Annotated in this window: 12 protein-coding genes; 7 read left to right on the forward strand and 5 right to left on the reverse strand. The window is 41.5% G+C overall.

What is annotated here, in order from left to right; all coding sequences use genetic code 11:
- The first annotated feature begins 225 nt into the window (after positions 1-225).
- Both CRO16_RS15800 and CRO16_RS15805 read left to right on the forward strand, forming a co-directional pair.
- Entirely contained in the window at positions 226-831 is a 606-nt protein-coding gene (locus CRO16_RS15800; RefSeq protein WP_179670566.1) for a fasciclin domain-containing protein, read from the forward strand.
- A 343-nt stretch (positions 832-1,174) separates the two neighbouring features.
- Positions 1,175-2,278, forward strand: a complete 1,104-nt coding sequence (locus CRO16_RS15805; RefSeq protein WP_097057378.1) for a DUF4407 domain-containing protein — start codon at positions 1,175-1,177, stop codon at positions 2,276-2,278.
- A gap of 80 nt (positions 2,279-2,358) precedes the next feature.
- Here CRO16_RS15805 and CRO16_RS15810 read toward each other — a convergent pair whose 3' ends face one another.
- Both CRO16_RS15810 and CRO16_RS15815 read right to left on the reverse strand, forming a co-directional pair.
- Positions 2,359-4,119, reverse strand: coding sequence for a S41 family peptidase (locus tag CRO16_RS15810; protein ID WP_097057379.1), 1,761 nt, complete (start codon positions 4,117-4,119; stop codon positions 2,359-2,361).
- Between the two features lie 295 nt (positions 4,120-4,414).
- Positions 4,415-5,083: a hypothetical protein gene (locus tag CRO16_RS15815; protein ID WP_097057380.1), complete on the reverse strand. Its 669-nt coding sequence runs from the start codon at positions 5,081-5,083 to the stop codon at positions 4,415-4,417.
- A 186-nt stretch (positions 5,084-5,269) separates the two neighbouring features.
- Here CRO16_RS15815 and CRO16_RS15820 point away from each other — a divergent pair, with 186 nt between their 5' ends.
- The 5 genes from CRO16_RS15820 to CRO16_RS15845 all read left to right on the forward strand — a co-directional run bounded on the left by CRO16_RS15820 (position 5,270) and on the right by CRO16_RS15845 (position 10,369).
- Positions 5,270-5,494, forward strand: a complete 225-nt coding sequence (locus CRO16_RS15820; RefSeq protein WP_097057381.1) for a hypothetical protein — start codon at positions 5,270-5,272, stop codon at positions 5,492-5,494.
- A 412-nt stretch (positions 5,495-5,906) separates the two neighbouring features.
- Complete coding sequence (locus CRO16_RS15825) at positions 5,907-6,200, forward strand: hypothetical protein (protein WP_097057382.1); 294 nt, start codon at positions 5,907-5,909, stop codon at positions 6,198-6,200.
- 259 nt (positions 6,201-6,459) lie between these two features.
- Positions 6,460-7,260 carry a GIY-YIG nuclease family protein gene (locus tag CRO16_RS15830; protein ID WP_097057383.1) on the forward strand — a complete coding sequence of 267 codons (801 nt, stop codon included), beginning with the start codon at positions 6,460-6,462 and terminating at the stop codon, positions 7,258-7,260.
- An 18-nt stretch (positions 7,261-7,278) separates the two neighbouring features.
- Positions 7,279-7,992, forward strand: a complete 714-nt coding sequence (locus CRO16_RS15835; protein WP_097057384.1) for a uracil-DNA glycosylase family protein — start codon at positions 7,279-7,281, stop codon at positions 7,990-7,992.
- Positions 7,993-8,398: 406 nt separating this feature from the next.
- Complete coding sequence (locus CRO16_RS15845) at positions 8,399-10,369, forward strand: DUF2779 domain-containing protein (RefSeq protein WP_097057386.1); 1,971 nt, start codon at positions 8,399-8,401, stop codon at positions 10,367-10,369.
- 7 nt (positions 10,370-10,376) lie between these two features.
- Here CRO16_RS15845 and CRO16_RS15850 read toward each other — a convergent pair whose 3' ends face one another.
- From CRO16_RS15850 to CRO16_RS15860, 3 genes are read right to left on the reverse strand one after another with little or no spacing between them, the layout of a single operon-like run.
- Entirely contained in the window at positions 10,377-10,730 is a 354-nt protein-coding gene (locus CRO16_RS15850; RefSeq protein WP_097057387.1) for a hypothetical protein, read from the reverse strand.
- Between the two features lie 6 nt (positions 10,731-10,736).
- Positions 10,737-11,057 carry a hypothetical protein gene (locus CRO16_RS15855; RefSeq protein WP_097057388.1) on the reverse strand — a complete coding sequence of 107 codons (321 nt, stop codon included), beginning with the start codon at positions 11,055-11,057 and terminating at the stop codon, positions 10,737-10,739.
- Between the two features lie 17 nt (positions 11,058-11,074).
- The gene (locus tag CRO16_RS15860) at positions 11,075-13,396 is read right to left on the reverse strand and encodes a hypothetical protein (RefSeq protein WP_097057389.1); all 2,322 of its coding nucleotides are present in this window, start codon (positions 13,394-13,396) and stop codon (positions 11,075-11,077) included.
- Between the last annotated feature and the right edge of the window lie 224 nt (positions 13,397-13,620).

Raw genomic sequence — 13,620 nt, forward strand, 5'->3', positions numbered from 1 at the left:
TCCCCCGGAATCCCCGGGAGTGGAAAAGGATCTGTATTTCCAATAATTCAACAGTTTAATCTTACCTCATGATATAGAAACAACAGATAACATAGTCTGGTCCAATAATTACATTTGTTTAAATTATGGTTAAATTATTTAAACAAAGAATTATTAATCCTATATTTACCTCAAAATCAAATAATAAAAGAAATGAAAAATTTATTTAAACATTCGAATCTATTCATGTCATTCTTACTCGGGGTGTTATTTATCACCACCTCCTGCGGAAATGAAGCGAATAAAGACTCAGCTGTCGGTGAAGTAAGTGTGGATACCACAACAGCTGCAAATGTAGAAGCACCTCCTGAAGCAACTCCCGGAGACAAAACTATTGCTGAAATTGTTACCTCCTATGCCACTGCCGAAGCTGAAGAAGACCGGCAATTTACCCTGTTACTGGCTGCCCTGGAGTATGCGGGAATTACCGCTATGTTTACAGAAGCCGGTGAATACACGGTTTTTGCTCCAACCGACGCTGCATTTGAGAAATTCCTAAACGGAAACCCCCTGGATTCCTTCACTAAGGAGCAGGTGGCTAATGTGCTGTCTTATCATGTGGTCGACGGTACAAAAATGAGTGACAGCGTACTTCCTGAAAGTTCACCGAGGGAAATTCCAACTCTTTTGGGACCCTCTATCTATGTGAACAGCTCTGCCGGAATAGACACCAATGATGAAAATATGGATGCTGATGCCTCCATACTGGTAGATGCCGGATTATTTGATATCGCGGCGAGCAATGGAGTGATCCACGTGATTGATTCGGTACTTGTCCCTGCAACCGAATAAACCGAAATTCCCCCTCCCCTATAAAGCTGTCTTTTTTCAAAGGCAGCTTTTTTGTTTATATAGAAAAGGAATTTTCTTTAAAGGGACTCATCGCCGGCTCCCGGTCTTTTCCATTGTGCCACCCACTTATATCTTTAGAGTCCCTGGGTTAACGCCGCAGGAATTGGACGATGAAAATATTTGAAGGGGATTGGTGAAGTTCAGGTTTAATTCTAACCCTTAAAACAATTATCACAAGGTTTCCCTTTTCTGTAGCCTTGATCTGCATTTTGATATTTCAAGGGATGATGCAAGAAAAGCTGAAAATGAACGTTATAGGGTTTCATCAATCAATCATCATCTCATGCTTAAAAGATTCTTTATTTTCTGCTCCGGGGCAGATACCAAAATCCTTGACTCCTGTTCTCCCGGCGAACAAACAAAATATGCAGGCATAGGCGCCACGGTTTTCTTTACGGCCGTCATGGCATTCATTGCTTCTTCCTATGCGCTGTACACCGTATTTGACAATTATCTAACCGCTGTGCTGTTCGGGTTGATCTGGGGATTTCTCATTTTTAACCTGGACCGGTTTATAGTTTCCACGATCAAAAAGAAGAACAATTTTAAAAGTGAGTTACTGCAGGCCACCCCACGGATCATTTTAGCCGTGATCATTGCCCTGGTGATCGCAAAGCCGCTGGAGATCAAAATTTTTGAGAAAGAGATCAACCGGGTCCTACTGGAACAAAAAAATGATATGACCCTGGCAAACCGGGAGCAGATCGCCACGCAATTCAATCCGCAGATAGCCGCGCTCGACGCGGAAATAGCTTCCTTAAAAGAGGAAGTAGCTGCCAAGGAAACTGAGGTCAACGCCCTCTACAGCACCTACATCGCAGAAGCCGAAGGTACCGCCGGCACCAAAAGATTAGGCAAAGGTCCTGTATATGCTGAAAAAAGAGAAAAACATGACGCCGAGTTGCTGGCCCTGCAGGAATTGAAAGCTACAAATGCAGAAAAGATCAAAGCTGCAGAAGAAACAATAGCTTCCCTGAACACTGAATACGAAGCCAGAGTAAATGATTCGCAGCCGGTTATCGATGGTTTTGACGGACTCATGGCGAGGATAAACGCCTTAAACAAACTACCTTTCCTACCCTCTTTGTTCATTATGTTGTTGTTCCTGGCCATCGAGACTGCCCCTATTATCGCCAAGCTGCTGTCACCCAAAGGCGCCTACGACCTGAAGCTGGAAGAGGAAGAAAGCGCACTGCAAACCTGGGTCGCACAACAGCTGCAGCAGCGGGAACTTATACTACAGACAGATACCGAAGTTAACAACAGGATGTATGCAGACATTGCCGAAGAGCAGGAACTCTACAACTACAAACGCAAAAAGGCACGCGAACTGCTGCAACTGCAGGCCGATGCTTTTTATAATAAACAGAAACAGGTTCTTGGTTAAATTCGGGCAGGGAAAATATCCAATTCCGGCATTTAAGTGGATTAAGAATGAGTTTTGGAATTTAAGGCAGGTCAGAAATTCTATTTTTCAGCTCTCTTATAATTTTTTTGAGTTAAGATCCCTTCCCTTGCCGGTTCGTCTGGCCGGTATTCTCCCTTGCCATAAATGATTTTTAGAGCTTCCTTAAGGTAAAGCCCTGGATCATAATTAATTGCACTTTCAGAAATAATATGATCTAAAGCCACACCTGTGCCCTGCACCCCACGACCATCGGGATAAAACCCGCCTAAGCCGGTAAAGGAAGTTGTTTGCCCATCAGAGAGCGTGTACATCCAGATGTTCATAGGTGCACCTGCAGTTTGCTCCCCAATAGTGGTGACATTTGGTGCCCCCTGTACCACCATGGCCAAATACTCGGCTTTGCTCATGGTATACCGGTTGACCAGAAGGATCACTTTCCCCTTGTAATAATTTTTGTTCCTTTTTCCGGTCTTAAATGGGTCTAATAAAAATCTAAGCGGTGCTTTACCATCTGCATCCCCGTAAGAAGGATGGGAGCCTATAGGAAAGAGCACCTTTACAAATTTCTTTTTTCGGGGGTAAAGAAAATCTGAAAGGTCTTTATCCCTGATATTCGAAGGATAATTTCTTAAATCGAGCACAATTGCTTTTTTGGCCCTTCCGTAATTAAAGGCAGTTTTCAACTCCTTTGGAGAAATAGTATCAAGATTGATATAGACCACTTCCTCATCAAGATCAAACCACTGCTCTTTTGGCGGACTATACAAATCTGTTCGCTTACTTTCTTTCCCCAGAGAGGTATACAATGGAATGGTCTGTTGTACTTCGGTATTTGAACCGGGGGAAAACACGCTCACTTTTATTGAATCTTTATTTGAAGACAACAGCAGCCATTTTTCTATCTTGCTCCTAAGGTAATTGTCATTGGACCCGGAGATCAAAGGCGCAAAATTCTTTTGGATATAATCGTTTACTGTTAGTCCTTCGATTGCGGTAATGACATCTCCCGGATTAATATTGGTAGGAGCGATCAACTCAGAATTGAACGTCCTTGTGACCACCAGGGAGTCGTTCACCAGGCTGCCGTTAAAAGCCGGGTAATGGTTATAAATCGAGTCCCCGAGAAAGGAGGAAATTCTGTAGGAATGGGAGTCATTCAGGCTCGAGATCATCTTCAGCTTTGCCAGTTCAAATTTTTGGACAGTGGTAGCTTCGGAAAGGTCTGAGGTAAGGGCCGCCAAGCTTTCCCTCCAATCCTCCTCCATAAGATATTTGTTGACATACCAGTATTGGATGGCATTCCAAAAATTGTACAGCAACAACAATCGATGCCCCTCCAGGGAAGCATCAAAATCTGCCAGGCCCTTCTCATTTTTAAAACTCAGGAAATTGTTAAGTGGTTCACGGGAAGCGTAATGGTCACCAATATTTCTGTTATTCTTTAACTTCAATAATTCTGAAGTTAGTTCCTCTCCAAAATTTGTTTCCCAAATCCATTCATAATCTACATTTTTGCTGAAAAGTTCTTCGGAAGCAGACACCTTTCTTTCTTTAAACCTGGTTCTTTTCGAAGTTACTTTTTTACAAAGCTGAAGGAGGATCTTATTGAGTTCTTTTTGATTGGAAACATCTTCTGTTTCTTCCAGAACCTCGAGTAATTCCCTTTCCCAGTTGAATTTTCCGCGGCTCACCTCCGGGTGATGATACTTGAGTAGCCCCCAAACAAGTCCCACTTGTTGATTGACTTCATTTTGAGACAGGGATTGGCTAATGCCGTGGCCTGAAAAGAATAACAGGCTTAGGAACAGAAAATACTTCATGAAGATTTTGAATTTAGGAGTTAGCTTCTCCTGTTTCTTTTGGGATTTTTGTCTTTATTAAGAGGTCTTAAAAATAGAAAAATAATGGTTAAAGTTAAACCAATTTGCTTCGTAAGCCTTACGGTTTCCCGTAGCCACCTGTTCAGGACTATCTTGTTTTTTTAAAAAGATGGAGTAGTAAACCCTCGTCATTCCGAGCCTGCCAACAGGCAGGCAGGTGAACTTTTCGAGCATTACAGCGAGAAAAATTTGTATCGGGAACACGCGAGGGGTTGGGAACTATTAAACCCGATTTCTATGAAGCTAGTTCAGAAACCGTTAATTCCCCTTCCCATTCAGAAGAAATTATTTCCTCCTTTTTAATCAAATTCCCGGAAGTAGTAATTATATATTTGTCCTTTTCAGGATTTTGCAAGTCCCAGATAATGTGTTCTGCTTCCGGAAATTCCATATTACCCTTCATTTGTTCTTCAAATAATCTTTTTACGATATTCCTGTCAGACAACCCATCGTTTAATATTCTTAAGATCATTTCCTTATTAAGGTTCTTTTCCGGCTCATCCTGAAAAGTAATCAGGCATTTAATAATTGTTGCGCTGGAGCTGGGAAATTTGCCGTTGTATGCCTTAAAAAGTAACTGGTTGATATGGAATAACGGAGCCTGCAGTTCCATCTCGGGGTATTCCTCACATACCTTATCCAGTAACATATCATTGGAGATCTGGTCAATTTGTCCTTCAGTCAATTTATTCCCTAGTTTGTATCTCAGCACAATCCCTGCAGCTTCAGAAGGTTCAAAGTCGGTTATTGCCATAAACAGTAGTTCCCGTAAGCTCTCGCTTCCGGTATCGTCCGCATCGGGATAATCAAACTTTTCCAGCAATTGAACATAGTCCTCATTCGTCCAGAATTCTTTGATCTCATCGACCGTCCGGACTTCCTCTATTGTCATTATGTATTTCATCGTGAACTTTTTATTCGGATGTTATATTTTCCGAAGCGGACAGTATAGTCAAATTTAATGACTGTAGGCTTGTATGGAATCACAACTTTTGGTGGAGGGGGACATTTTCAATATCCATAACATTTCCGGACGCGTCATCTTTTGTCGTCCTCTCCTCCTATTTTCGTACTACAAAAGGTTTAAAAAATGAGAAAACTGGAGATCACCCTAACCGAAGAGCAGTATCTGCACATACAGGAAGAGATCAAGTATTACAGCAGAACACATCTTTCAGAAGGTGTTTTTGGAGGGTATGAGCTGTGTCTGAATGTTTCAGTTCCCAATTCGTTTGGTAGTATCCTGGAGATGAAAACGAACAATACAATTGACCTGGGAGAGGTAGATTGGTGTTTTGCTAATTTAGAGGTTTAGTTATAAGTTAAGAGTTATGAGTTCAGGATTAAAAAGAATCAAGAGCCAAGACTTTTGCCATGCGGAATTGGAGGTAGAAAATTTTACGTTTTTACCACCCCCCTATCCCGAAGTGTCGGAGGGAGCCGGAAAATTTTAAGCCGCTTAAGTTTCTTAAAGGAATAATGAACGGTTTTTCCGGGCCTACGAAAGTTTGCCGTAAAATTTGAAGTGAAGCTGACGTAAAATTTTAGGCTGTTTGAGCGGAATGAGTTTTTCTTTTTACTCCGAGGTCTCCCGCGAGTTCCTAAAATTTAGGCGGTGAACGATAAATTTAGGCAGGGTTTCGTAAGCCTAGATTTTTTGGTTCTTTTTCATCAATGGAAAAAGAACAAGAAATAAAAAATAAGAGTAAAACTTCAAATTCTTTATAATGAGCACGAGCTATCGGAATAAAATCATCCTCACCTACCGCGCCTTACTAGATGCCCATGAAGAAATAATGGAGCGGATTATAAACATGGGCATGACCGGCGAATTTGCAGAAATCAATGAAGTATTTCAACCCGGTGACAGCTTTAAGTTTGACGTGGAGATGTTCCGCGACAGTAAAGATCAAAACCTGCAGCTATTATTGGGGCTCTTTGATGAGCTGGAGGATGTAATGAAAACGTTGGCGGATTTGAATGGGATTACGGAGGAGGAACTGGAAGATGAAAGCATCTGAAGAAAAAACTCCCTTTTACGGAAAACCTCTTTCAAAGCTTTAAGAAAATATTTAGATTTACTACCCCTACAAAAAAAGCCGGCTACAATTTCTCACCGTCGATAAAACTGCATAAGCACATTTACAATTTATGACCCAGTCTAAACAACAACTGTAAAATCAATTCTGGAATATTAGAATATAGATTTTATGAATTCAGACAGAATTCTATTCATGACCGACAGGAGCTAGAACACCAATCATATATTTAAATACTGAAATGATTACGATTCAGGAATTATTATTTAACCGCGGTTTAGAGAAAACTGCAAAAATAAAGTTGGTACGCCATAAAGACAAAAGGCAGGATCTGTATAATCTCTATAGAACTAACTACGATAGGTTTCTCGACTATCAGAATAGCCAGTCTAAGAATGTTTTTCACAAAGTTGATTACATCGTTTCCTTCATTGGAGAAGAAGGTCACCGTTCCCGATTCATTGGCGTATTTAAGGTTTTGGATGAAGAAAAAATTCAAGAAGATGAATATCGTTACAACATGGCACGGGTGCAGGGTTTTGAAGATCTCGTTGAACGGGTCATCATTAACTGGAAAACCGCTATAAGCTGGAACCAGTGGATCAAAAATGAGATGGAAGTAATTGAAATTCAGCCTGGCCTTCATTACAAGCAGTTTACCGACTATTCAGATTTTATCCTCGATTTTCATGAACTGAAAGAAATAGTCAACAATCAATACAGTGACTGGAAAAGAATGTTATCCATCACAAAGGGAATCTATCTTATTAGCGACACCTTTTCAGGAAAGTTATATATAGGCTCCGCTTACGGTGAAGACGGGATTTGGGGGCGATGGGCTAATTATATTGGAACCAATGGTCATGGCAACAACAAAACCCTAAAAGAGCAAATCAATCTCGATCCAAGTTATGCAAGATATTTTCAGTTTTCAATTCTAATGCTTTTACCCCGTACGGTAACTGCAGATGAAGCAATCAAAAAAGAAAGGCTTTTCAAAAATAAATTAGGCACAAATTCTTTTGGCCTCAATAATAATTAAATCATCATAAAAAATATCATGAAAGATTTACTCCAGTGGAAACAAGAGGTCGAGAAATATAATTCCGCTCTAAAAACAGTGCTCGATGAGAAATCTAACCATAAAAATTTGTACTACGGCTTTGAAGTCGTCGACGGAAAATTAATTGAACATCCGGATATTCTTTTTATCGGCATAAATCCGGGAAGAGGAAATGAAGACTATGGAAGAAAAATTTTCGAAACCTCCCGGATTTCCTATCTCGATGTATACAATGAAGATTATCGAGAAGATTATAAAAATGGTTACCATTTAGCAGAAAAAACCATCAGATTTTTCCACAAGGCCGGGTGGGATGATCATAGAATTAAAGAAGTCTTTTTAGAAAGAGCTGTAAAAACAAACTTTTTTCATCTGGCCACTTTGAATAGGACAGACTTGGAAAAAGTGCTTAAGGATGTAAATCGCAGTAAGGAATATTTTAGCAAAAGTGCTGAGTTTTCAATCCAGCTAATTAATATTTTAAAACCTAAAGTAATTATACTGGAAGGTAAAACTGTGTTCGACTTTATTGTTGAGGAATGTTATGAGGAGAAAGTTTGGAACGACAAAGATTTCGGTTATTTCTTTGACGAACCTAATCAGTCCCATATTCTAGGATATAACAGAAATATTTCAAATGAAAATCGAGAGTACTTTGTAAAGAAGCTAAAAGAAGTCTTGGAAGAAGATAGAGTCTCTTTAATTTCATGATCAATAAAGAAAAGATTTTAAAGTGAAATTGGAGGTCACCCACATACAGGGCGGCATGCGCGAATTCGAGAGAACCGGGATATATCCTGAGTATCTGCTGTTCAACCTGCCCGGCACATGCCAAAATTGGAGGATCCGGATAAAACAAACACCACAGCAGGGAGTTTTGAAGAGCAAGGGGGAAGTGGTTTTTAAATATTGGTTTGACGGCAGCTGTTGCAAATACAGAATAGTTAAAGAGGATGGATCTTTTTCTGATTGGATGCAACCTGAGGGCATGATCATCCAAATGAGAGATTGAAATTTATCCCACTATATAACATACAATATTCAATATACGTCGCACAATAAGTGGCGACAGTTATTGTCGCCTCCTCTCTGTATATTAGTTACCAAATCAAAAGTCATGTCACAACGCCTTCTCACCAAATCCCGTTTTAAGCAAGCGATGGAATGCCCAAACAAGCTCTTCTATACAAAAAAGGAGGAGTACGCGAACAGCAAGCTGGAAGATCCCTTTTTGGAAGCTTTGGCACAGGGCGGATTCCAGGTGGAGGAACTGGCGCGGTTGCATTATCCTGATGGAGTTTTAATTGAGAACAACGACTGGAATTACGACCTGCTGGCGGAACAGATAGAGGAACTGCTGCAACGGGAGAACGTGGTGATCTTTGAGGCGGCTTTTAAATATGAGAACCTGTTCATCCGTACGGATATTCTTGTGAAGAAGGGGAATGAGGTTCAGCTGATCGAGGTGAAGGCCAAGTCATTTGATCCGGAAGATGAGAATCTTTTTGTAGGAAAGCGGGGAGGATTAATCAGCGGATGGAAGCCTTATTTGTTTGATGTTGCTTTTCAGCGGTATGTGATCCAAAAATGTCATCCTGAGTGGAAGGTCAAATCTTACCTCATGCTGGCCGATAAATCCAAGGAGTCACCTGTTGAGGGGCTTAATCAACTATTTAGGATTAGTAAAACAGCAGGTAACCGCACCGGAATTACTAAAAAAGTTAATAGCCTGGAGGAGATCGGCGGCAGCGTTCTAGGCAAAATAAATATTGATACCATTCTGGACGAAATAGAAGCCGGGAAGCATCTGTGCTACGAGAATCTAAATCTGGAACAAAGCATTGAGGTCTTTTCAAAACACTATGCAGCCGACAAACTTTTCAACTCTCCTGTCTCTTTCTCCAACTGTAAAGCTTGTGAATTTACAGCCACAGAGGAGGAACTGGTGGCAGGCAAGAAGTCCGGTTTCAGGGAATGCTGGGGAAGTCAGCAGGGATGGACGGAAAAAGAATTTGCCAGAGCGAATATCTTTGGGATATGGAACTTCAGGTGGGGTAACAGGCTTTTTGAAGAGGGAAAGATCTTTCTTGATGATCTTGATGAAGATGATATTAGGGTAAGACCTGAAGCCGGAAAGATCTCTGCTTCAGAGCGGCAGTGGATACAGGTCGAGAAAACCAGGACCGGTGACAGCGAACCCTATATTTTAAAGGAAGAGCTTAGACAGGAAATGAGCAACTGGAAATTCCCGCTTAATTTCATCGACTTTGAGACCAGTGCCACTGCCCTACCCTTTAATAAAGGTCGGCGGCCCTATGAGCAGGTGGCTTTTCAGTTTTCCCATCATACCCTAGACGAAGCCGGAAACATAAAACACGAAAGCGAATACATCGACTTTGAACCGGGGAACTTTCCAAACTTTCAGTTCGTGCGGGAGCTAAAGAAAGCACTGGGAAAGAACAACGGCAGCATCTTTAAGTATGCCGCTCATGAAAATACCATCCTGAATGCCATTTTTCAGCAGTTAAAGGAGAGCAAGGAACCCGACAAAGAGGAGCTGATGGAATTCATCAAGTCTATCAGCCACTCCACAAGTAACAGCTCTGAGGAATGGCGCGGGGAAAGAGACATGATCGACCTGCGTGTGGTGGTAATGGATTACTATTACGATCCGCACATGGGCGGTTCCAATTCCATCAAAGCCGTCCTGCCGGCAGTACTGAATTCTTCCAAATACCTGCAACAGAAATATTCCCAGCCACTGCAGGCAATCGGCCTGAGCTCCATGAATTTTGATCCCGAACATGTATGGTTACAGGTGGAGAATGGCAAGGCGCTGAGTCCGTACAAGATGCTCCCGCCTCTTTTCGCCGACTGGACTGAAGAACAACTGGATGCCACAGTTTCAGGAATGGAAAATATAGCTGATGGCGGTGCTGCCCTTACCGCCTATGGCAAACTACAATACACTGACATGCCCGAGGAAGAGCGCCTGGCGATCAAGCAGTCGCTGCTGAAATATTGCGAGCTGGATACCCTGGCGATGGTGATGATCTGGGAGTATTTTAGGGAGGTAGTCGAGCTTTAATCTTCTATTAGCCTAGCCTCCTCTTAATGCTGTCAATAGCCTTTAACACGAAAAAAACAGCGAACAATTGATAGATCAGGGAAAACAAAGCGATGAAAAAACTACTCCTGGTCCAGGTTGCAAAAAATGTCCAAACCCACAGTATAGTGGCAACGATTAACCAGACTACAAGAGATCCATCTCCGGTATTGAGCATAACAGCAAAAGTCAAACAAAACAGGGAAGCAACCCCTCTTATTATTACTCCTATCCCAAAAATATTATGATCATATTTTTCACGGGCTGTAGACCATAGGTAATAGCCAAGCCATAAAAAAAAGAGTATACCTAATATTATTCCGATAATTATTAGTGCTGTCATCCCCCTTTATTTAATGTGTTTCATTATTCCGTAGAGCCTTAAGTTCTCTTTCTTTACCAGATTGGGAAGGGCAAAGAACATATATACCGGCCAGACTGAAAGTACTACTGCCGCTAAGAATACTCCCAATCCCTGCAGGAAATCCAACTCTGTATCACCCCCACCAAAGAGGGTGAATATGGAAAGATATAGTGAATAGGTAACCATCCAGTATAAGAGCTGGTACCCCCAGAGACCCACATAGGCAAAAGGGGCCTGAAGAACAAAATATAACAAATATGCAACCTTTAGGTCTCTGGATTCTTCTTTTAAAATTTTAATATTCATACTATTGTTTAGAGTTGTTAGAGGTTTTGGTTATCTATAATTCTGGAAGCTTTCAACAGGTCATCGGCCGTTGTGGCTTCATTTAAAGCAGTACCGACTGTTTGGGTGTCATGCCTGTCTTTTTCAAGACTCATTTTCATGTCAGCTACCGCTCTTTCAAACTTCACCATAAATTCCTGGTCCAGCTTCATATTGATTTCCATCAGGAAATTTGTTTCGGCTTTTATTTGCTGAGTTTTAAGGATACTGAGAAATATTCCCGAGCCAAGATCGACCAATCTTTCTGCCTGCGAGTCATCAAGTTTTGAATGCTGAGATATTTTAGACGAAAGATGGTTTCTTACTTTCATATATTGTTCTGCTATGATGCGCTCTTTATCCTCCCCGACCAAACCGCTGATAAGTTCTCCCGTGAAAGCGAGTTCAGTATATTTTAGGAGCTCGATCTTCAGCTGCATTCTATACTCTTGCCTGTTCAGATAAGAATCGGCTACATTGGAAGCGTCCGGAATGTTGGCGACCGAAACTCCTTCTATGCCCTTGGAAAGCAGACTTTCATTTCGGTCTGCCTGCCCCTGCACCTTTACAAGATCTCTCTCGATTCCCCTGCCCATTAAATTCTTTGAAGCTTCGGAGATTTTTCGGATGTTATTTTCCAGGGCCTCCAACTGACCATCAAAATTATGGATCTTAATACCCTGAGCCTCTATTTTGGCTTTGTTGTCTTTCCTTATCCTTTTAATTTCCCCTAGTCGGTTTTGCAGCTCACGAACAAGCTGATGGAATTTTTCTATAGTTTCTTCTTCTTGTTTTATGCAATCGACATAGAACGCATAAGTTGATCTTATTGGCTCGGTGATCTTGTTCCATTTAGCCAGATGCTTTTTGTAAATACCTGTTGCCAGTCCAAAGGAAAGTTTAATTTGAATTTCCCGGGGAAAGTCCGGTTTAATAGCATTTACAAAATCGTATTCCTCCTGAATTTCGGCAATTAGCTCTCTATACCTGGATATTTCATCTCCACAAACCTGCAACCCTTCATTCTTGTCCTCAATCTCCAGATGAATTTGTTTTTCTTCCAGTACGAGCTTCCTGTTATCTTTGCTCAATTCATCAATATTTCCGCCTTGCACCAACTGAGAATACGCATCTTTTATGGGGACATTGTAAATGAGGTTTGCCTGGGTGATGAATTTCTTGGCCTCCGGAATAAGGGTGTGCTTCAGTCGGTTATATATTTTCTGCAGTCGCACCAGATCAATCGTTATTTTCTGAGCGTCATCCTTAAGGCCCAGTTTCATTTTTTCCACATCGCGTTTAATGGCAGCCACTGTTTGTTCAGCATTCTTTCTGGTTTCCATTATTTCCAGGGCAGCGTCAAAAGCGAATCCTAAAGCTGCAGTGGCTACCTGTCCTTTTACATCTGCTCTGGAAGCATAGCCTTTCCTTTTAACCGTTTTGGAATACCGGTTTAGAGCATTTTCTGCGTGTTTCTGTCCAGCATGCTTTATATTAATCATGCTGGATTCATATGCGTTTTGGAAAACCTCGAAACTCTCGTTCAGTTTTTCGTATTCCAGATCGATTTCTCTTAGTATCCTATCGGTTTCGATAAACTCAACCTGAGAGAAATCAAACAATTCCGGGCGGGTCTCCTTCTTGTCTTCCCCAATTACATCGAAAAGTAACTCGGTCACGTCTCTTCTGAATCGGCCGAGTTCCCCCCTCAGGAACTTGAAATCTTCAATTACCTGTTGGTTCTGACATTTAGCCCAGTTATAATAATCCACCAGATTTCCGTAGCCTTCAAGTATTTTTTCTCCGTAAGTGACATTGTCTTTTACCATGGTTTTTCCGGTAAGGGAGAAATTCTGTTCGGGAACATACGTTTCTATGGTGTTCTTCATTTCGGTAATTTCCGCAATGGCATCGGTTACACCTAATTCTTCCACTTTCCTGTCGAGGATTTTGGTGATTTCATTGAAGTCATTGAAGTTTGCCGCTACCTCACCCGAGCAGGTGAGGCTTAAACTGACATCGGTAATATTGTGCGGATCATACACAAGTGTGCCCGAGGTATTATCTCGAAAGCATTCAGAAACTGCTGTTTGGATCACCGGATCAGTTGTCTGTAGGTAAGTTTCCTTCACCAGCGAATTTAATATCAACCCATCGGTAAGGCTTAATCCGGAGATCGTTGAATTTAATTCCTTCACAAGGTCTCGTCTGGTAAGGTACTCATTGGCATCGCCTAATCGAATGGCGACCTCCCGGATCTCATCAATAATTTGGGGCAGCATCGCCCTATTTTCTCCTAAAGTTAATTCGTCAAGATTCATGTCTAAGATTTGGGGCTAGTTGTTATTGGAAATTTTCGTCCACGAATGATGAGAAAGTGAAGCAGTAGAATTTGCCGGTCTGCATCTTCCCAGAACGGCCATTTGAGAAATTAGGGTGTCATTTTTTGTTATGCCACAAGTTCTACATTTGTAAGTCGCCATAGATTTGAATTAAAGCCTACTAAAGGTTCGGCATTGATTTAGGGTTGTATTACTTTTCCTTC

It is taken from the genome of Salinimicrobium sediminis (assembly GCF_900215295.1).
Lineage (GTDB): Bacteria > Bacteroidota > Bacteroidia > Flavobacteriales > Flavobacteriaceae > Salinimicrobium > Salinimicrobium sediminis.

Excerpts from the sequence above, each read along its gene's own strand:
- CRO16_RS15805 (WP_097057378.1), top strand. The coding sequence starts at position 1,175 with ATGCTTAAAAGATTCTTTATTTTCTGCTCCGGGGCAGATACCAAAATC.
- CRO16_RS15810 (WP_097057379.1), bottom strand. The coding sequence starts at position 4,119 with ATGAAGTATTTTCTGTTCCTAAGCCTGTTATTCTTTTCAGGCCACGGC.
- CRO16_RS15835 (WP_097057384.1), top strand. The coding sequence starts at position 7,279 with ATGAAAGATTTACTCCAGTGGAAACAAGAGGTCGAGAAATATAATTCC.
- CRO16_RS15800 (WP_179670566.1), top strand. The coding sequence starts at position 226 with ATGTCATTCTTACTCGGGGTGTTATTTATCACCACCTCCTGCGGAAAT.
- CRO16_RS15860 (WP_097057389.1), bottom strand. The coding sequence starts at position 13,396 with ATGAATCTTGACGAATTAACTTTAGGAGAAAATAGGGCGATGCTGCCC.
- CRO16_RS15855 (WP_097057388.1), bottom strand. The coding sequence starts at position 11,057 with ATGAATATTAAAATTTTAAAAGAAGAATCCAGAGACCTAAAGGTTGCA.
- CRO16_RS15815 (WP_097057380.1), bottom strand. The coding sequence starts at position 5,083 with ATGAAATACATAATGACAATAGAGGAAGTCCGGACGGTCGATGAGATC.
- CRO16_RS15845 (WP_097057386.1), top strand. The coding sequence starts at position 8,399 with ATGTCACAACGCCTTCTCACCAAATCCCGTTTTAAGCAAGCGATGGAA.
- CRO16_RS15850 (WP_097057387.1), bottom strand. The coding sequence starts at position 10,730 with ATGACAGCACTAATAATTATCGGAATAATATTAGGTATACTCTTTTTT.
- CRO16_RS15830 (WP_097057383.1), top strand. The coding sequence starts at position 6,460 with ATGATTACGATTCAGGAATTATTATTTAACCGCGGTTTAGAGAAAACT.
- CRO16_RS15825 (WP_097057382.1), top strand. The coding sequence starts at position 5,907 with ATGAGCACGAGCTATCGGAATAAAATCATCCTCACCTACCGCGCCTTA.
- CRO16_RS15820 (WP_097057381.1), top strand. The coding sequence starts at position 5,270 with ATGAGAAAACTGGAGATCACCCTAACCGAAGAGCAGTATCTGCACATA.